The sequence below is a fragment of the Vreelandella populi genome, assembly GCF_003989825.1.
In the GTDB taxonomy this organism is placed as follows: domain Bacteria; phylum Pseudomonadota; class Gammaproteobacteria; order Pseudomonadales; family Halomonadaceae; genus Vreelandella; species Vreelandella populi.
Map to the genome: position 1 here is coordinate 212,896 of NZ_RZHE01000006.1, position 18,271 is coordinate 231,166.

General features: G+C 54.2%; 17 protein-coding genes and 1 riboswitch. Of the genes, 5 read left to right on the forward strand and 12 right to left on the reverse strand.

The genetic code is table 11. From position 1 onward, the window contains the following. Positions 1-95: 95 nt before the first annotated feature. Positions 96-674 (reverse strand): hypothetical protein, encoded by a 579-nt coding sequence (locus ELY25_RS06025; RefSeq protein WP_126950378.1) that lies wholly within the window; start codon positions 672-674, stop codon positions 96-98. Positions 675-938: 264 nt separating this feature from the next. Here ELY25_RS06025 and ELY25_RS18170 point away from each other — a divergent pair, with 264 nt between their 5' ends. The 3 genes from ELY25_RS18170 (at position 939) to thiC (ending at position 4,355) form a co-directional block, all read left to right on the forward strand. After that, on the forward strand, positions 939-1,049 hold the full coding sequence (locus ELY25_RS18170; RefSeq protein WP_422822372.1) for a phage integrase N-terminal SAM-like domain-containing protein: 111 nt from the start codon (positions 939-941) through the stop codon (positions 1,047-1,049). A gap of 434 nt (positions 1,050-1,483) precedes the next feature. Beyond that, positions 1,484-1,651, forward strand: a riboswitch (TPP riboswitch). A gap of 90 nt (positions 1,652-1,741) precedes the next feature. Beyond that, positions 1,742-2,425: a thiaminase II gene (gene tenA / locus ELY25_RS06030; protein ID WP_126950379.1), complete on the forward strand. Its 684-nt coding sequence runs from the start codon at positions 1,742-1,744 to the stop codon at positions 2,423-2,425. A 34-nt stretch (positions 2,426-2,459) separates the two neighbouring features. Beyond that, complete coding sequence (gene thiC, locus ELY25_RS06035) at positions 2,460-4,355, forward strand: phosphomethylpyrimidine synthase ThiC (RefSeq protein ID WP_126950380.1); 1,896 nt, start codon at positions 2,460-2,462, stop codon at positions 4,353-4,355. A gap of 93 nt (positions 4,356-4,448) precedes the next feature. Here the strand turns inward: thiC and ELY25_RS06040 are convergent, their stop codons facing one another. The 7 genes from ELY25_RS06040 to ELY25_RS06070 form a co-directional block, all read right to left on the reverse strand. Continuing rightward, positions 4,449-5,672, reverse strand: coding sequence for an MFS transporter (locus ELY25_RS06040; RefSeq protein WP_126950381.1), 1,224 nt, complete (start codon positions 5,670-5,672; stop codon positions 4,449-4,451). A gap of 82 nt (positions 5,673-5,754) precedes the next feature. Further along, positions 5,755-6,357 (reverse strand): TetR/AcrR family transcriptional regulator, encoded by a 603-nt coding sequence (locus ELY25_RS18090; protein ID WP_126950382.1) that lies wholly within the window; start codon positions 6,355-6,357, stop codon positions 5,755-5,757. 190 nt (positions 6,358-6,547) lie between these two features. Then, entirely contained in the window at positions 6,548-6,727 is a 180-nt protein-coding gene (locus tag ELY25_RS06050; protein WP_126950383.1) for a CsbD family protein, read from the reverse strand. 107 nt (positions 6,728-6,834) lie between these two features. Then, positions 6,835-7,896 carry a DUF2955 domain-containing protein gene (locus ELY25_RS06055; protein WP_126950384.1) on the reverse strand — a complete coding sequence of 354 codons (1,062 nt, stop codon included), beginning with the start codon at positions 7,894-7,896 and terminating at the stop codon, positions 6,835-6,837. Positions 7,897-8,050: 154 nt separating this feature from the next. After that, complete coding sequence (locus tag ELY25_RS06060) at positions 8,051-9,112, reverse strand: HlyD family secretion protein (protein WP_126950385.1); 1,062 nt, start codon at positions 9,110-9,112, stop codon at positions 8,051-8,053. Between the two features lie 217 nt (positions 9,113-9,329). After that, positions 9,330-9,836, reverse strand: coding sequence for an outer membrane beta-barrel protein (locus tag ELY25_RS06065; protein ID WP_126950386.1), 507 nt, complete (start codon positions 9,834-9,836; stop codon positions 9,330-9,332). A 76-nt stretch (positions 9,837-9,912) separates the two neighbouring features. Beyond that, entirely contained in the window at positions 9,913-10,845 is a 933-nt protein-coding gene (locus ELY25_RS06070) for an EamA family transporter (RefSeq protein ID WP_126950387.1), read from the reverse strand. A 153-nt stretch (positions 10,846-10,998) separates the two neighbouring features. Here ELY25_RS06070 and ELY25_RS06075 point away from each other — a divergent pair, with 153 nt between their 5' ends. Further along, on the forward strand, positions 10,999-12,183 hold the full coding sequence (locus tag ELY25_RS06075; protein WP_126950388.1) for an acetate/propionate family kinase: 1,185 nt from the start codon (positions 10,999-11,001) through the stop codon (positions 12,181-12,183). Then, positions 12,180-14,360 carry a phosphate acetyltransferase gene (gene pta / locus ELY25_RS06080; protein ID WP_126950389.1) on the forward strand — a complete coding sequence of 727 codons (2,181 nt, stop codon included), beginning with the start codon at positions 12,180-12,182 and terminating at the stop codon, positions 14,358-14,360. The genes ELY25_RS06075 and pta overlap by 4 nt, the downstream gene beginning before the upstream one ends. A gap of 117 nt (positions 14,361-14,477) precedes the next feature. Here pta and cyoE read toward each other — a convergent pair whose 3' ends face one another. From cyoE to cyoB, 4 genes are read right to left on the reverse strand one after another with little or no spacing between them, the layout of a single operon-like run. After that, positions 14,478-15,401: a heme o synthase gene (cyoE, locus tag ELY25_RS06085; protein ID WP_126950390.1), complete on the reverse strand. Its 924-nt coding sequence runs from the start codon at positions 15,399-15,401 to the stop codon at positions 14,478-14,480. After that, complete coding sequence (gene cyoD / locus ELY25_RS06090) at positions 15,359-15,682, reverse strand: cytochrome o ubiquinol oxidase subunit IV (RefSeq protein ID WP_126950391.1); 324 nt, start codon at positions 15,680-15,682, stop codon at positions 15,359-15,361. The genes cyoE and cyoD overlap by 43 nt, the downstream gene beginning before the upstream one ends. Position 15,683: 1 nt before the next feature. Further along, positions 15,684-16,295 (reverse strand): cytochrome o ubiquinol oxidase subunit III, encoded by a 612-nt coding sequence (gene cyoC, locus ELY25_RS06095; protein ID WP_126950392.1) that lies wholly within the window; start codon positions 16,293-16,295, stop codon positions 15,684-15,686. Then, a complete protein-coding gene (gene cyoB, locus ELY25_RS06100) occupies positions 16,295-18,271 on the reverse strand; it encodes a cytochrome o ubiquinol oxidase subunit I (protein WP_126950393.1) in 1,977 nt (658 codons plus the stop codon). Before cyoB ends, cyoC begins: the two co-directional genes overlap by 1 nt.

Genomic DNA, 18,271 nt, shown 5'->3' on the forward strand with positions numbered 1-18,271 from the left:
CTTTGAGCTATGAGCTGAGTGACAGCTAACACCGAGCTTTGCGGCAATTTTGGAATCGCAGAGCGATGGAGAAATTACCCGACAAAAGCGAATTGTTAGCCATTTTCCCACTCACCAGTGTGTAGCTTCCGGTCAATTTCCTTCATTACTCGCTCATTCACCTTTGATGAGTGATCGATTGCATCAGATCGGTGGCCTGCATAATGGTAAACATATCGTTGTGATGCCAGAGGCCATTGCCATTTGCAAGAGTCGTTGATGCAGTAAACAAGTCGACCATCATAATCGTTAACATTCAATACGGACTTACAGGTTGGACAGCGAGGCGTCAGCTCATCGAACTTGTATTCAGCTCGGAATTTGTTCGGCGGAATCCACTTCCAGCTCCAGTCAATTCCTAGAATATGGTCACCTGTATATTTTGTGAAACTTGGCTCCTTGTTTGGAATCAGTTTCGTAATCACCGGGATGAGCAAGACGAGGATAGGAATACCGATTATGAGGAGCCAAAGCGGAATAGGAACGTTAACGGTAATAGTCGACCAAAGCCATTCTGCACCTAAAGAGACATATTTCCAGAGCCCAAAAAAATGTTGCCCTACAGCAAGAATAGCGGCAAGGATTATTCCCGCAATTACGGAACTCCATACAGGATCTTTCCAAACCTTCCTCAAAGCATGATCTCCATTCGCTTGGCTAACAGTGATTATACGCCCGGCTGCATAACCTCAATAAATAACTCATCGCGTTCATGAGGTTACTCAGCCAGATCGATCAAGTCGACTCTATTGATTTCTTGGCAGCAAAGAAAAATTTGGCATCATATCCAACATTCGCGCGCTGGCGTGATTTGTAACTCCCAATAAAACTGTATAAAAATACATATGGTAACTGAAATAGGGCAACCTTACGAAGCTGATGGACAGGGTTAGGGCTACTTGCGAGTAAAACGTTATGGCCTTCGCGCCGAGCAGACGTATTACCATTGGATTCGCTTCTTCATCCGCTTTCATGGAATGCGGCGCCCTGCCTTAATAACGGGCGCTTAAGTTGGACAATGGCTGGGGCATCTAACGATAGAAAAGCACGTAGCAGCCGCCACACAGAATCAGGCATTCCGTTTAAACCACTGGCTTTCTCAAGATAAGATCAAACCGATGCCAGTGATGCGTTACCAACCCGCCTTCAGCAGTAACGCGGTTTCGATGCCGCCTCCGCACCCTAGATCAATGGCATGGCCGCTGCCTTTAGGTAAGCACTCCTCCCCTAGAGCAGGCCGTAACAGTGGCGAGGCGTCTCGCGTTTGATTGACGCAATAGAAGGCTTCCCAGCCCCTCTTATCGTTGGTGGTCAATGTCAGTATTCTCTAATCGCTACACGCTGCGGTGTTGAATTTTAATAGCCTTATCTAATCGAAACTAACACGCAGCGCCGTCACTTGCCCACTTGCATCTCCCCCACTCGCCTCCTACACTGCGCTGGATACTGCTTGACGGGGTGCCGGTGATATCCGGCTGAGATGGCGCAGGGCGTAGCAATTTTTTTTTGCTGCCAAGCGCTGGTCCCGCTGAACCTGATCCGGCTAATGCGCTGTTGCTTACAATAAGTTCGCAGCGCGGGTACCGGCGTAGGGATCAAGCGATGGCGCCGGCTAGCTCTCTCCCACGATCGCTCGCCACCCTTTCGTGCCATTTCCTCGATCTTCTCGCCTGCCCTTCGGATCATTACTCCCGGAGGATGTATGGGCTATCGCTTTACTGATTTAACCACTGCCTGCCATAACGATTGGCGCGCCTATGTTGAGCACGATTTTGTGCGCCAATTGGGTAGTGCCACGCTGCCTGAAGCGTCGTTTCGCCACTATCTAAAGCAGGATTACCTGTTTTTGATCCACTTCGCCCGCGCCTACGCGCTGGCCGCCTATAAAAGCCCCACCCTTGCCGATTTGCGCCAGGCCCATGAAGGTTTGAAAACCATTGTGGATGTGGAGCTGGGTATGCACGTGGGCTTTTGCCGCGAATGGGGTATTTCCGAGGACGAGCTTGCCAAGCTGCAAGAATCCCGGGCGACCATGGCTTACACCCGCTACGTATTGGATACCGGCAACCGCGGTGACCTGCTGGATTTACACGTGGCGCTTGCCCCCTGCTTGGTGGGCTATGGCGAGATCGCCAACTGGCTGAACGCGCAATCCTCCACAGTGCGCGGTGGCGATAACCCGTTCGATGCCTGGATTGCGATGTACGAAAGTGAGGAGTTTCAGTCCGCCATGCAGGCGGAGCTTGAATGGCTCGATGCTCGTCTTGCCGACGTTACCCCTGCCCGCTTTGACGAACTCACCAAGATATTTCGTGACGCCACTCGCCTGGAAATCGATTTCTGGCAGATGGGCCTGGAACTGCTTGATCACGACCTGACTGACTAAACCCGAACAACAACCACAACAGAAGGAAAATGCCATGAGTAAAACTAGCCACTTTCTAGCCGAAACCGCCCAGGTGGATGCCGCCGCCATTGCCCCGCTGCCCGGCTCGCGCAAGGTGTATCTCGAAGGCTCGCGGCCGGATATCCGCGTGCCGTTTAGGGAAATCAGCCTATCACCGACCAAAACCACCGGCATCGATGAACAGAACCCGCCGCTGCTGGTGTACGACACCTCCGGCCCCTACACCGACCCCAACGCCCAGATAGATTTGCGCCGTGGCCTGCCCGAACTTCGTCGGGCGTGGATCGAAGAGCGCGGGGATACCGAGTTTCTGGAGGGGCTCACCTCTGATTACGGCAAGCGCCGCGCCAACGACCCCACGCTTGCCCAGCTGCGTTTTGATTTACCCCGCACACCGCGCAGAGCTAAAGCAGGCAAGAACGTCACCCAGCTGCACTACGCCCGCCAAGGGATTATCACGCCGGAAATGGAGTTTATCGCCTTGCGCGAGAACCAGCGCCGCCAAGCGCTGGGCGATGCTGAGGTGGAGCGAATCTTGGGCCACCAGCATCGCGGCCAAAGCTTCGGCGCCAGCATTCCTGAAGAGATCACGCCGGAGTTTGTTCGTTCGGAGGTGGCCCGCGGCCGGGCGATTATTCCTAATAACATCAACCACCCGGAAAGCGAGCCGATGATTATCGGGCGTAACTTCCTGGTCAAGATCAATGGGAACCTGGGTAACTCGGCGGTCACCTCTTCGATTGAAGAAGAAGTCGATAAGATGACCTGGGGCATTCGCTGGGGTGCGGATACCATTATGGATCTTTCCACCGGGCAGAACATCCACGAAACCCGCGAGTGGATCATCCGCAACTCGCCGGTGCCCATCGGCACGGTGCCGATCTATCAGGCGCTGGAGAAAGTCAACGGCGTGGCTGAAAACCTCACCTGGGAAGTCTTTCGCGATACGTTGATCGAGCAGGCCGAACAGGGAGTGGATTACTTCACCATTCATGCGGGCGTACTGCTGCGCTATGTACCGCTCACCGCCAACCGCGTAACTGGCATTGTCTCTCGAGGCGGTTCGATTATGGCGAAGTGGTGCCTGTTCCACCATCAAGAGAGCTTTCTTTACACCCACTTCGAGGAGATATGCGAGATCTGCAAGCAGTACGACGTGGCGTTCTCACTGGGTGACGGTCTGCGCCCCGGCTCAATCGCCGATGCCAACGACGAAGCGCAAATGGCCGAACTCAAGACCCTGGGCGAGCTGACCCATATTGCCTGGAAGCACGATGTGCAGGTGATGATCGAGGGGCCTGGTCACGTGCCCATGCACCTTGTTAAAGAGAACATGGATAAGCAGCTTGAGTACTGCGATGAAGCGCCCTTCTACACCTTGGGGCCGCTGGTGACCGATATCGCACCGGGCTACGATCATATTACCTCGGGCATTGGGGCCGCCATGATCGGCTGGTTTGGCTGCGCGATGCTTTGCTACGTCACGCCGAAAGAGCACTTAGGCCTGCCCAATAAAGACGACGTAAAGACCGGCATCATTACCTACAAGATTGCCGCCCACGCGGCGGACTTGGCCAAGGGCCATCCGGCGGCACAGCGGCGTGATAATGCCCTTTCCAAGGCGCGGTTCGAGTTTCGCTGGGAAGATCAATTCAACCTGGGGCTGGACCCGGACACCGCGCGGGAATTCCACGATGAAACCCTACCCAAGGATTCGGCCAAGGTAGCGCACTTCTGCTCCATGTGCGGGCCGAAGTTCTGCTCGATGAAGATTAGCCAGGAGGTACGAGAGACCTATCGCGACCGCACTCCAGAAAGCGCCAGCGACGCGGAGTCAGTCAAGCGCGGCATGGAGGAGCAGGCGGAGAAGTTTCGCCAAGAAGGCAGCAAGTTGTATCAGGAAGTGTAACGTTCGCTCGTCAATGTGAGCGTTATAGTTGTTTGCGCCCGCCGATAAGGCGGGCGCTAGAGTACGGCCTTCTATTAAAGTTTGTGTTATCGCTTACATACTCCATACATCTTGGGTAGGCAGTAACAACAAAATACCTAAACAAAATAGAGCGGTGATCTGAAATACGCTGGTCATTTGCCAAAGCTCTGCACCCAGCCCAGCCAGGGTGGGCGATATCAGTTGCCCGGCTGAAATAAGAAAAAAGGTCAGCCCAAAGCCAGTAGAGGGTGCTTCAGGAAAACAGCTGACGCTCCAGATACCATACAGGGCAGTGATTAGTATAAACGTGGCGCCAAACACCACGGCCGACATGGTGAGCACTAGCATTCCGTCACTCGCTATAGTGAGGGAGGCTATTGACGCAGCAATAGCCAGTGTCGCCCATCGCAATACCCTAGCCAGTCCAAAGCGGGTTACCAGCTCTCCGGCCAGCCCTCCCGCCACACCGGCAATACCCACGACCACCCAGAATATCACTCGGCCTGTTTCAGAAAACCTGTTTTCACTCGCAATCAATTCCACCGAAAACGTCCAGTAAACGGACGTTACCAACCCGAACAACAATGCGCCCAGCAGTAAACGTAGCACCGATTCGTTCTTCAACTTACGCCTCAGCAGCGCCCATATGGATTCGCGGTCGTCGCTTAAGCCACCCGACGTTGCTTTATTATCAGAGGGCTCATGTTGGGTAGCTTCACGCGTAGGTCCCGGCATTATCAGGAAATTCCACAGGGTGGCAATGAGTGCGATAAATGCAAAACAGAGCCAAGCCAACTGCCAACGGGGGCCTGCGATAAGTGCCAATGGGCCAGAAACCATCACCCCGAAACTGGTGCCAGAATTAATGATGGCGTAATAGCGGTTCTGCTTTTCGGCGCGGCACAGCTGCTTTATGGCATCGGAAAGCGGCGGATAAGCCAACCCTGGGCTGCAACCGGCAAGCGTAACGCCTATGGCCAGTCCTATAGGATTAGTGGCCAGGGCGACCAACAACATGCCCAGCGCTGCGGTTATTCCGCCCACTATAATCGGCAAGCGAGGGCTAAAACGACGCACCAGTAGTGGGCTAATAAGGGTTGCCAATAGATACCCCAGATAAGAGGCACTGCCAATAGCGCCTACTGCGGCTTGGCTTAAACCGAAATCATCTCTAATAGCAGGCACAAACAGCCCGTAGGTATAGCGCGACAATCCGTAAGTAGCCGCCACGATCAAGAGACCAGCGCCAATCACATTAAAGGCTGAATTTCGTTTTAGAAAGAGGGGCAAGTACATATTTCCAAGCCTCCCAATGGCGCGACGTTAATAGATCAATGAACGTTTGATCACGCTCAAAACGTATTAATCAATTACCTGACTAGCCTTCCTCTGGGAGAGACTGGGAAAGTAGCTTGAGGGAGGCTTTCAATGCAGAATCAATTGGCCAATCCTGCATAAAATTTTGCGCTTGAATAATGGCGCCGTCGAAAAGTGAGTAAATAGCATTAACCAACTCATCGAAGTCGCTAGGCTTCATCCTGGGTTGGTATTCACTTAGCACATCATTGGCAATGATGTGTCTTACGCGGTCTTTATGGTCACGTACAAGTGCTCTGATGGGGCTTTCCTCGTTGCTGAACTCTCCGGCCATATTGATGAACCCACAGCCGCGATAGCCTTCATTGCGAATCTGGTCGCCCCACAGGCTATACATGGCGGCGACACGCTTATCGATCGATGGACACTGCGCAATTCGCTCCTTTAGCTGCTGTATCCATCTCTCTTCGCGCTGCTCAAGCCAAGCAATAGCCAGTAACTCCTTACTTGGGAAATGCGCATAAAAACTGGCTTTAGCGACCCCCGATTCACTAATAATCTGGTTGATACCCGTAGCGCAGTATCCTTGTCGAAAAAATAGTCGGCTGGCAGTTTCGATAATACGCTCGCGAGGCCGGGAGGCTGACAATAATTGCGCAGTCATCAAAAAACATCCTTGAACAGACAGGTCTGTCTATATATTTAGATTCATGTATTTAATCCGTCAAGGACTTTAATTATCGAGGAGATAACTAGTTAGGTAGGGGATGGTGTTTGTTTACTGAATGGTCTTACAAACGCAAACAGGGGCCTAAAGGCCCCTGTTGTCGACGTGTTACGCTAACACGGCAAGATTACTTTTTCTTAAGGCTATCTTTCACGCCGCCTTTAGCTTTCTGGCCTTCACCCTTTACTTGCTGGGCCTTGCCTTTGGCTTCAGTCTTGTCGCTACCGGTTACTTTACCAGCGGCTTCTTTAACTTTACCACCGGCTTTGTTAGCTGCGCCTTTTGCTTTATCGTCTTTTCCACTCATGCTATACACCTCTAATCCGTTAGTAGGAAACACGCTGAATGGAGGAGATACATCGTCCTTCACATTACAGCTGCATTATTAGAGTAGCCTTTGTTAAAAAAGTTGCCTCATTTTCTTTCAGGTAATTGCGTTGGCTCCCAAATATTGAGCAGATAATGCAAACAGGCCATGACGAGCAGGGTTAACACGAGCGCCACGCTCATGGAGGAGAACCGGTAAAGCGCACTATATACAAGATCCTGGTTAGGCCCTAACGACTGGCCAAATAAAATACCCAGCGTGGTCATACCGCCAAACCCCACGCCAGAGCCACCGCCCTCACGAACATGCGCTCGGGCAAAGAGCATCAACCCCAGCCAGTAAAGCAACACTACGAGTAGGAAATGATTGCTCTGGGTGTATAACAGCAGCTGCATCACGAGCGCCATATTGCACCCTAATAGCGTGCCAATGGCACGCTTACGCGCCGACACGCGTGCGCCAGCGTACCCCATGGCAAACAGCACCAGAATCGTTGCCATCTGCGCCGAGAGCGAGCCCTGCAAATCAAATATCTGAAACACAACAAACGAAAGCGTGGCGGTTATACCCCCGATGAGCGTTTCATGGCGTATTTGTGCCTGCGTCTTTGTGCCTTTGGGTGGCGGTTGACGCGGTTCAATATCAGGAAAGAGGGTATACATCAGCATGGCGATCAACACGGCGAGCACACTGGCCACAAAATTCGAGGTCAGCAAATCGGCTAAATCCACACTGGGGTAGCTGGCAAAATGCAGCAAAATGCTCAGCGTTAAAACGCCGTTGGCGCCAAACAGAAACAGCGGCCCTTTCGCCATCAAACTAAACCGGAATAGAAACATGCACAGCACGACCAGCGTCATGGCCACCGGCATGTGTTTGAGCAGGCCTACCACAATGCTGACTTCCAACGCATTCACCGATACGTTGCCCAAAAACTGACGGATGATGCTGACGTTCAAGATCGGCACCATCCCCAGCAGAAACATGGGAAAAACGGTAAAGAATACGCCGTAGTTCCAGCCCATCAGTTGGCTTATGACAAACCCGAGCGTGCCGCCACCAGCCACACGCAGGCACTGGCGCAGACCGTTTTCATTGAGGCCATGGTAAGCCTGGGCCTCTGGGTTAGCGTCGCGACCGCGAGGCACTCGCTTTGAAAACCAGGCCCCTATGCGATGGATTGACCACGCTCTGGAATCCGTCGATTTCGTATCGGCAGCTCCCGTATCAGCAGACCCTGCATTATTAGACCCGGCATCAGTAGACCTGGTATCTGTAGACCCGATATCAGTAGACCCAGTATCAGTAAACATAGTGCAGCCAACTGATCAGATGCGTTTGTAGCCAGGCAAACGGATGGGCCAGAGCGTGTTCGCCAGGCAACAGCTGCACGGTGGCCCGAGCGCCGCTGGGAGGCGGCATTAACAGCGGCTCATCCAAAGCAATATGAATCCGCAGGCGTTGGGCATCACGCACCCAGCGATCAGAAGTAGGAATATCGGCCAATTGGCCATCGGCGGCCAGTTGGCCTTCGCGCACCCCGGCGTCAAAAGCGCTGACCCGTCCTTCGAATATGTGTCCCGGCCAGGCATCAAATACCACCGCGGCCTCATCGCCAGGACGCACGTGACGCAGGCTTTTCTCGCGAAAATCGGCAATGATATCTACGCGCTGAGTGACCAACGCCATCACCGGCTGGCCCGCCTGCACATAGTCCCCCGCCTGTAGCTGCAGGTTGGTCACCTGGCCTGCTTCCATGGCGCGCACCTCGGTGCGCGCTACATCCAGCTGCGCCTTTTCAAGTGCATTATCGGCCTGACGCAGCCGCAGGTTGGTATCGCCCTCTTCCCCCAACTGCACTTCCAGGCTCTCGATTTTCGCCTGGGCGGAGGCCACTTCTGCCTGGGCGGTATGCTCGGCTGCTACCTGCTGGTCGTACTGCTGGCGAGAAATGCTTTGCCGTCCGATTAACGCTTCTCCCCGACGACGTTCGCCTGCACGCTCTTCAGCGGTCGCCTGGGCAGATGCAAGCATCGCCTGCGCGGCGGCAAGCTCCGCTTCCAGGCGGGTGTTGTCACGCTGGGCCTGCTCACGGTTGAGCCTGGCTTGCTCCAGGGCAATCAGAAAGGGTTTGGGGTTAAGGCGAAAAAGTACATCCCCCTTGGCGACCTGCTGATGGTCGCTGACCACCACTTCACTTACCGGCGCGCTTAGTTCCGGCGCGATACGCGCTACCGGACGCATGACCCTGGCTTCAGGGGTCATCGGCATAAAGCTGTCGGCGATCAGAAAATAGATAAATAACAAGGCGAAGGCAGCCAGCGCCACCTTTACCCAGCGGGCAAAGCGTTGATCAGGAGACATGGGGGTTTCACTCGTTATCTCTCGCCGCCTTTTACAGGCAGCGGGCGCTTTTAGTAGCGCAGGTGCAATAGAATACTTTAGTCTAACAAACAATTAGCAAGCTAACAATAAAGTTAACCCTCTGTAAGTATTCTAAGAGCGAGCAATTATTCCCCATAAAAAACCCCAGGGCCGAATGGCCCTGGGGTTAGAAAGCGATTAACGCTTTTAAGATTCTTTAGAACCGATAACGCAAACCGACACTTGCCGCATCGAAATCGTAGGCTGATTTATCCAAATAGCGCATGTAGTCCGCACTGATGGACAAGTTATTGGCGACATCCACTTCACCACCCACGCCGTAGGAGAAACCGCTTTCACGGTCGAGATCAAAATCAACCTCGGTCAAGCCTACTAGGCCATAAAGGCGTGCGGTTGGCGCAATAGGTGCAATACCCTTGGCATAGGCACCAATCAGGTAGTCAAGCTCGGCGCCGCCGTCAGAGCCGCCAGTACCCAGGTGCCCTTCGAGTGCGAAGTAATCGTTGAACTGTGCACCGCCGCGCAGGCGCAAGCCTACGTCGTCGCGCGATGAACCGCGGTCCGGGTCCAGGCTCCAGAACATGGCATCACCTGCCACATAGCCTTCAGGGTAACCAAACGTTTGTGCCTGTGCCGATGCCGCGAATGCACTCGCGCCAACCAGGAATGCCGCAGAGGTGAGTGATAATACGGTCATCTTCATAGCAAGTACCTCAATTAAAAAACACTGTTTCTTTACTCAATGCTATTGTGGTCCATACGCTAAAAGAACGCAACTTTTAGCGCTGCCTGGAAAGGCTAAGTGCAATAATTCCACTCACCACCATGGCACCTCCTACCATCTGACCCGGGCTTAACATCTGCCCCAGCACAAAGTAGCCGATCACTAGCGAGGCCACAGGCTCTATATTCATCACCGGGGCGTTTCGTGCCATATCCAGGCGCGGTACAAAAATGAACAGCGTCGAAAACCCTGTAGCATAGAGCAGAGCCAAAAACCCCAGCCCCAGCCAACCCTGGCTGTTCTCAGGCAGGCTCATGCCGCCCGGCACCACGCCTAGAATGCCACCTATCACCATGGCGAAAAACACCGTCTGCATGGTTAACAGGCTGCGTAGCGTACTACCCACCTGGCCCAACCGATGCTCGGTAATCCATAGCGCACAGGCGAACGCAAACGCCGCGGTGAGTCCAAAGCCAATGCCGGCTACCCATCCAGGGCCCATATCATCAGCACTGGCAAGCCAGATGGGAATATCCAGCACCACCAGCAGTCCGATCAGAATCGTGCCCATGATAAGACAGCTGCGCCAGGTTGGCCTTGGCCCCCCCAGCGCCCAGCTTAAGAGTGCCAGTTGAATGGGGAAGGTATTGACCAAAAGTAGCGCGATGACGACCGGCAACCTAGCCACCGCGGAGTAAAGGCTCAGGCTTTGAATGGTGATCAGCACCCCTACCGCCAGTTGCCAGGGCCAGGTGCCGCGCGGCAGCCACAGGCTTTTTTTCTGAACCAGTACTAGGGTGAATAAAATAATGCAGGCGAGCCCCGAGCGGGTTAGCACGGCGAGCAATAAGCCTGTACCGTTATCAAAGGCGAGCCTTGCCGATACGTGGTTAGCGGCAAACATGGTACCCACCGTTGCCAATAGTAGAATGGCTAAATGGCGGGGTAATGTGCGAGGTAATGACGTAGCAGACGATGAAGCAGACATAGGCACCCTAGGGCTTTTTTAAAGGTGGCAAATGCCCAGCATGCCTGCATTTTGTGTAGAAGGCTAAACAAATACTGACGTGTATTAATGCTCCATGTGGCTTCTTAAACTAAAGTACAAACTTCACCCTTACTTCCTTGGCAGACACTTTCTATGAATGTACCGGTGCTGGTAATCAACTGCGGTTCTTCCTCCATTAAATACGCGCTGATCGACTCAGACCCCGAAGCGCCGCGCCTGGCAGGCCTGGCGGAACGTCTGAGTAGTGCCGATGCCTGTTTAAAGGGTAAGAACAGCGTCGGCGAGCGGTTCAATCAGCCGCTACCCAATGCCGATCATACCCAGGCCCTTAGCGCTATATTGGAGCGTCTGGAAGGACGCATTCCAAAAGCGATCGGACACCGTATCGTTCATGGAGGAGAGCAGTTCACCCAGGCCGCTTTGATTGATGAGAGTGTAGTCAGCGCCATTCAAAGCACCGCTGCCCTGGCTCCATTGCATAACCCTGCCAACCTGGCCGGTATCGCCGCTACCCAAAAAGTGTTTCCCGAGCTCCCCCAGGTGGCGGTATTTGATACCGCGTTTCACCAGAGCCTGTCGCCTACGGCCTACCGCTACGCTCTGCCGGAAAGTCTGTACGCCGAGCACGGCATTCGCCGCTACGGTTTTCATGGCACCAGCCATGCGTTTGTCAGCCAGCGTGCGGCTGCCCTTAGCTCACGCGGGGCTGGCGGCTGGCTAACCGCACACTTGGGCAACGGCTGCTCGACCTGCGCGGTGTGGAATAATCAGAGTAAAGACACCAGCATGGGGCTCACCCCGCTGGAAGGCTTAGTGATGGGTACCCGAAGCGGTGATGTTGACCCAGGTCTGCACGCGCATTTGCACCGCCAACTGGGCTGGTCGTTGGATCAAATCGATGATGTGCTGAACAAGCAAAGCGGCCTGCTGGGGCTTTCTGGCCTGACCAATGATATGCGCGAAGTTGAAGAAGCGGCAGAAGATGGCCACGAAGGCGCCCTGCTGGCACTGAACATTTTCTGTTATCGCATTGCCAAATCGCTGGCGGCGCTTTCCTGCGCACTGCCTAGGCTGGATGGCGTTATTTTTACCGGGGGTATCGGTGAGAACTCCCCCATTGTGCGCCGCCAGGTAATCGGCCTTCTACCCCACTTTTGCTTTGCCCTGAATGAGGAGAAGAACGAAGCGATGATACGCGGCCAGGAAGGCAAGCTGGATGTTGAAAACCATCAGGGTCCTGAAGTGTGGGTGATTCCTACCGACGAAGAAGGCCGTATCGCGATGGAAACGCGTCAGTGTGTGGAGGCCCAGGCATGACTAATGCTGCTCAGCCACAGGCCATCCTGCTAGTCCCCACCAGCATAGGCGCTGGGTTAACGTCTGCCTGTCTAGGGTTGATCCAAGCACTCGACACCATCGGTCTGAAAGCCGGTTTTTTAAAACCGTTTATGCAAAACGAGCTGAACGGCCCGGGCCTTGACCGTTCAACTGCGCTTGTTTCACGCACGCTCAACCAGCGTCCGCCCTCGCCTATTTCCCAAGCCCGCCTGGAACGTCTGCTGCGCGATGACCAGACCGACGAGCTGATGGAAAACGTGGTGGAGCTTTTCGATCAAGTGACCCAGCAGGCCCATCGCGACGGCAGCGCGCTGGACCTGATCGTGGTGGAAGGCGTAGTGCCCACCCAGCACACCACCTACGCCACGCAGACCAATGCCCAACTGGCTCACGCGCTTAATGCGCGCATTATTCTGGTCAGCACCGGTGATCTGAACGAACCCCAGCGCCTTGCCGAAGAGCTGGATATGCACGCGCGAAGCTTTGGCGGGGTGAGTTCCGCCCGTACGCTGGGCGGCATTTTAATGCGCATGAAAAACCTGCCTTACGGCCAGGAGGATGACCTTTCTGCAGCGCCCGGCACCATCAAGCCTCAGCTTGAAGAGCCGGTGCTGAATGAACTGCGCCGTTACTCGCCGTCGCTTGCCACCGAAAGCTTTCATTTAATCGGCATCGTGCCGCATAGCAAAACGTTGACCGCACCGCGTACCCTGGATGTTGCTCGCGCGCTTAATGCCACGCTTTTGAATGAAGGTGAAGCCGCTAGTCGGCGGGTACTGTCGACTAGCCTATGCGCTCGCAGCGCTGCCAATGCGCTGCATATCTTTACGCCGGGTAGCCTGGTGGTTGCCTCAGGCGACCGTGATGACGTTGTGCTGGCCTCGGCACTGGCTACCATGAACGGTACCCAACTGGCGGGTATTCTGCTGACCAACGGCTTTTTGCCCAACGACAACATGATCGAGATGTGCAGGCCGGCACTGAGAACCGGGCTTCCCGTTCTTGCGGTTGAAACCGATAGCCTGACCACCGCCCAGAACCTGAGCCAGCTGAGCAGCGAAATTCCTATCGATGACTTCGGGCGGGCCGAGCAGGTAGCGCGCTATGTGGCCGCGCATTTGGATCTGGAGTGGCTAAAAACCACCCTGAGCAACAGTTATATGCAGCGCTTATCGCCCTCAGCGTTTCGCCACCAGCTGGTCAAACAGGCGCAACAGGCCAAAAAACGCATTGTACTACCCGAAGGTGATGAGCCGCGTACCGTGGAAGCGGCGATCATTTGCCAGCGGCGCGGCATTGCCAACTGCGTGCTGCTGGGCAGCCGCGAGAGCATTGAGGATGTGGCCCGCAACAGGGGTCTGACGCTGCCTGACGAGCTCACCATCATCGACCCCGAAAGCAGTCGCGCCCACTATATCGAGCCTATGGTAGAGCGGCGACGCGGCAAGCTTAACGAACTTACTGCTGAAGCCCAACTGCAGGATAACGTGGTGCTCGGTACCATGATGCTGCAGTTGGATGAAGTGGATGGCCTGGTATCCGGCGCGATTCATACCACCGCCAATACCGTGCGCCCGGCGTTCCAGCTGATCAAGACTGCCCCGGAGTACAGTCAGGTATCGTCGATCTTCTTTATGCTGCTGCCTGAGCAGGTAGTGGTGTATGGCGACTGCGCTGTTAACCCGGATCCCGATGCCGAAACGCTTGCCGAAATTGCCCTGCAAAGCGCTCGTTCAGCAGAAGCGTTTGGTATCGAACCCCGCGTGGCCATGATCAGTTACTCAACGGGTGATTCCGGCACAGGTGCGGATGTGGACAAAGTGCGTGAAGCCACGCGCATCGCTAAAGAGCGTGCTCCGCACTTACTCATCGATGGTCCGCTTCAGTACGATGCAGCGGCGATTGAAAGCGTGGGTAAGCAGAAAGCCCCCGACTCCCCGGTAGCGGGCAGAGCCACGGTGTTTGTGTTCCCGGATCTCAATACCGGCAATACTACCTATAAAGCAGTGCAGCGTAGCGCCCGCGTGGTGAGCGTTGGGCCGATGCTTCAAGGCTTGAACAAACCGGTGAACGATCTTTCCCGAGGCGCGCTGGTCGATGATATTGTTTATACCATTGCCCTGACCGCAATACAGGCCAGCCAGCGGGAAGCCTGAATCGTCGTATTTGCGGCTCAGTAAACAAGCCAAAAGAAAAAGCCCCGGGCAGTTTAACTGCCTGGGGCTTTTTTAATCCTGCCAGTTACCTGACGCGGATAGATTGGTACAAATAGATTAGGTCCACATGGGTACCATGGATTCCAACACAATCACCAGGCTCATCGCGGTGATGGTCAGAATTGATACGCCAAATACACGCTTGGCCCAACGTACGTCATCATCCAGACGGTAGCCGCAGATGGCCAAGTACAGCCAATAACCACCCATGGTCAACGCGACACATAGGTAGCCGGTACCCGCCTGACTTGCCAGCACCAAGGCTAATGAGGCTGGAATAAACGCCACGATGTAGCCCAGGATATGGTGCTTGGCCCGCTTGATGCCGTGAACCACCGGCAGCACCGGAATCGAGGCACGCTGGTAATCGGCATAGCGGAAGATCGCAATCGCGTAGGAGTGCGGCATCTGCCAGAGACAGAAAATCAGCAGTAAAACGATCGCACCGCTATCGAAGGTACCCGTCACCGCGCAGTAGCCGACTACCGGGGGCATGGCGCCTGACAGGCTACCCACGACAGTGCCGTACTCGGAGTGGCGTTTCATATAAAGGCTATACACTCCGACATAAACGCCCCACCCGATTACCGCCAGTGCGACCGTCAAGCCATTGGTACCCAAGGCCAGACATACCACACCGCTGATACCCAGCAGTGCCGACAAACCTAAAGCTTGCGTGATAGAAACGCTGCCCCTAACTAAAGGGCGATGGCGCGTGCGCGCCATCAGCGCATCAATATCGCGATCAATCACGTTGTTACAGGCGCAACCTGAAGCGATCACTAAAGCAATCCCCAACATGACCGAAGCAAACGTCACCAGGTCAAACTCACCATGCGCGGCTAGAAAGTAGCCACCAAGGGCGGCAATCAGATTGCCGCCGATGATTCCTGGCTTGGTTAGCTCAAGCAAATCGTGCCACCGATTGGGCATGGTGGTTAGCCGATCATCATGTTGAGATGTAGATGCTGCATGATCCACAGCGAACCTCCTACCACCAGGGCGAGAATCGACACCGTGAAGACGAAGGACAGCATGTTCCAGCCCTCTTCAGTCTTGAAGTCCAAGTGCATGAACATCACAAGCTGAACCAGGATCTGCAATATGGCTGTTACAACAATGATACCCACGTTTACTGGCAGGCTGAACAAGCCCAGCATGACAGCGCCAAAGGGAATAATGGTCAGTACCAGAGAAAGGATAAGACCTATAACGTAGGACTTTACCGATCCGTGGCTGGATGATTGGCTAGAAGAGCTCATATCACAGCACTCCCATCAGGTAGACGAAGGAGAATACACAGATCCAGACGATATCCAGGAAGTGCCAGAATAGGCTCAGGCACAGGATACGCGGACGCGTCACATCATTCAGCCCTTTGGTCGACAGCTGGACCAGCATCACCAGAATCCAAATCATACCGAACAATACGTGCAGACCGTGGGTACCTACCAGCGTAAAGAACGCTGACAGGAAGGCGCTGCGATCCGGGCCCCAACCCTCATGGATAAAGTGATGGAATTCGTAGACCTCCATCCCCAAAAAGCCAAGACCCAGGATAAAGGTAATAGCCAGCCACATTTTCACCTGGCCAACGCGATTGGCATTCATTGCCAATACGCCCATACCAAAGGTGAAGCTACTGATCAACAGGGCAAACGTACCGCCAAGGATCAAAGGTAGTTCAAAAATATCCGCGCCGGTCGGTCCACCTGCCGTGCCCCTCATGAGCACGGCGTAGGTAGCGAACAGTGACCCGAAGATCACCAAATCGCTCATTAAGTAGACCCAGAAACCAAATACCTTGGTAGCACCAGCATCGTGATGCTCATGCTCATCGGCATGAGCATCGTGATGTAGCGTTTCAGTCGCCATTACGCTTGCGCCTCCACACGTTGTTGATGGGCACGCTCGATCCGCTCGACTTCGGCAGCCGGTACGTAGTAATCGATATCGTCGTTAAACACCCGACCCAGGAAGCTCACCAGCATGCCTACAGCGCTAAACGCAGCAAGCCACCAGATGTGCCATACCATGGCGAAACCAAAGATCATCGCAAAAATACTGATGATAGGTCCTGCCGCAGTGTTCTTCGGCATATGAATATCGGTGTAAGGTGTATTTTCCAACTGCTCGTTGCTACGCTGCTTTTGCGACCAGAAGCTGTCGATATCGCCAACTACCGGCAAACGCGCAAAGTTGTAGAACGGTGCAGGAGATGAAGTAGACCACTCAAGCGTACGGCCATCCCAAGGATCACCCGTTACATCTTCATAGGCCTTGCGATTACGCGTACTGATAACGATCTGGATCACTGTACATGCGATACCCGCCATAATGATCAACGCACCAACAAACGCGATAATCATGTACGGCTGCCATTCAGCGTTCGGGTACGACTGCATACGACGCACGGCACCGTAGAAGGCCAGGATATACGGCGGGATAAACGCAACGTAGAAGCCAATCAACCAGCACCAGAAGGCACGTTTGCCCCACTTCTCATCCAGTACAAAGCCAAAGGCTTTCGGGAACCAGTAAGTCAGACCCGCCATCATACCGAACACCACACCACCGATAATAACGTTGTGGAAGTGAGCGATAACAAACAGACTGTTGTGCAGCACGAAGTTCGCCGCCGGCAGTGCCAGCATTACACCCGTCATACCACCGATGGTAAAGGTGATGATAAAGCCAAGCGTCCACAGTACCGGTGAGGTCAGTTCCAGACGACCACGGAAGATAGTGAAGATCCAGTTAAAGACTTTCACACCGGTCGGGATCGCAATAATCATCGTCATGATGCCGAAGAAGGCATTGACGTTGGCCCCTGCACCCATGGTGAAGAAGTGGTGCAACCAAACGATGAACGACAGTACAGTAATGGCAATCGTTGCCCACACCATGGTGTGGTAACCGAACAGGCGCTTGCGTGCAAAGGTGGCAATTACTTCAGAGAACACACCGAAGGCTGGCAGAATCAGGATATAAACTTCAGGGTGACCCCATGCCCAGATCAGGTTGACGTACATCATGACGTTGCCGCCCATGTCGTTCGTGAAGAAGTTCATCCCCAGGTAACGGTCAAGGGTCAACATGGCCACGGTAGCGGTCAGGATCGGGAAAGAAGCAATGATCAGTACGTTGGAGCACAGTGCGGTCCAGGTAAAGATCGGCATGCGGAACAGGGTCATGCCCTTGGTGCGCATTTTCAGGATAGTAACGAAGAAGTTGATACCCGACAGCGTGGTACCTATCCCGGATATCTGCAACGCCCATATCCAGTAATCGACCCCTACCCCGGGACTGTACTCTATCCCCGATAATGGCGCATAAGCCAGCCACCCTGTAGTGGCAAACTCACCGACGAACAAAGAGATATTGATCAGGATGGCCGAAACTGCAAACAGCCAGAAGCTCAGGTTGTTCAAGAACGGGAACGCAACGTCGCGCGCACCGATCTGCAGCGGCACCACCAGGTTCATTAGGCCGACAACCATTGGCATGGCGACGAAGAAGATCATGATAACGCCATGGGCGGTAAAGATCTGGTCATAATGGTCAGGCGGCAGAATGCCTGCCGAGCCACCAGCCGCTATCGCCTGCTGGGTACGCATCATCAAGGCATCCGCAAAACCACGCATCAGCATGATCAGCGCCACAATGAAATACATGATACCGATTTTTTTATGGTCAACTGAGGTGAACCAATCGTTCCACAGCCAGCCCCACTTACGGAAATAGGTCAACGCGCCCAACAACGCCGCGCCGCCTAGAATTCCCACGATACCCGCTATCACCAGAATGGGTTCGTGGAGAGGAAAGGCCTCTAAGCTTAGTTTACCGAACAC

Coding starts and splice junctions, on each gene's coding strand:
- thiC (WP_126950380.1), top strand. CDS start 2,460: ATGAGTAAAACTAGCCACTTTCTAGCCGAAACCGCCCAGGTGGATGCC.
- ELY25_RS06065 (WP_126950386.1), bottom strand. CDS start 9,836: ATGAAGATGACCGTATTATCACTCACCTCTGCGGCATTCCTGGTTGGC.
- ELY25_RS18090 (WP_126950382.1), bottom strand. CDS start 6,357: ATGACTGCGCAATTATTGTCAGCCTCCCGGCCTCGCGAGCGTATTATC.
- cyoD (WP_126950391.1), bottom strand. CDS start 15,682: ATGAGCTCTTCTAGCCAATCATCCAGCCACGGATCGGTAAAGTCCTAC.
- ELY25_RS06070 (WP_126950387.1), bottom strand. CDS start 10,845: ATGTCTGCTTCATCGTCTGCTACGTCATTACCTCGCACATTACCCCGC.
- tenA (WP_126950379.1), top strand. CDS start 1,742: ATGGGCTATCGCTTTACTGATTTAACCACTGCCTGCCATAACGATTGG.
- pta (WP_126950389.1), top strand. CDS start 12,180: ATGACTAATGCTGCTCAGCCACAGGCCATCCTGCTAGTCCCCACCAGC.
- ELY25_RS06075 (WP_126950388.1), top strand. CDS start 10,999: ATGAATGTACCGGTGCTGGTAATCAACTGCGGTTCTTCCTCCATTAAA.
- cyoC (WP_126950392.1), bottom strand. CDS start 16,295: ATGGCGACTGAAACGCTACATCACGATGCTCATGCCGATGAGCATGAG.
- ELY25_RS06050 (WP_126950383.1), bottom strand. CDS start 6,727: ATGAGTGGAAAAGACGATAAAGCAAAAGGCGCAGCTAACAAAGCCGGT.
- ELY25_RS06060 (WP_126950385.1), bottom strand. CDS start 9,112: ATGTCTCCTGATCAACGCTTTGCCCGCTGGGTAAAGGTGGCGCTGGCT.
- ELY25_RS06040 (WP_126950381.1), bottom strand. CDS start 5,672: ATGTACTTGCCCCTCTTTCTAAAACGAAATTCAGCCTTTAATGTGATT.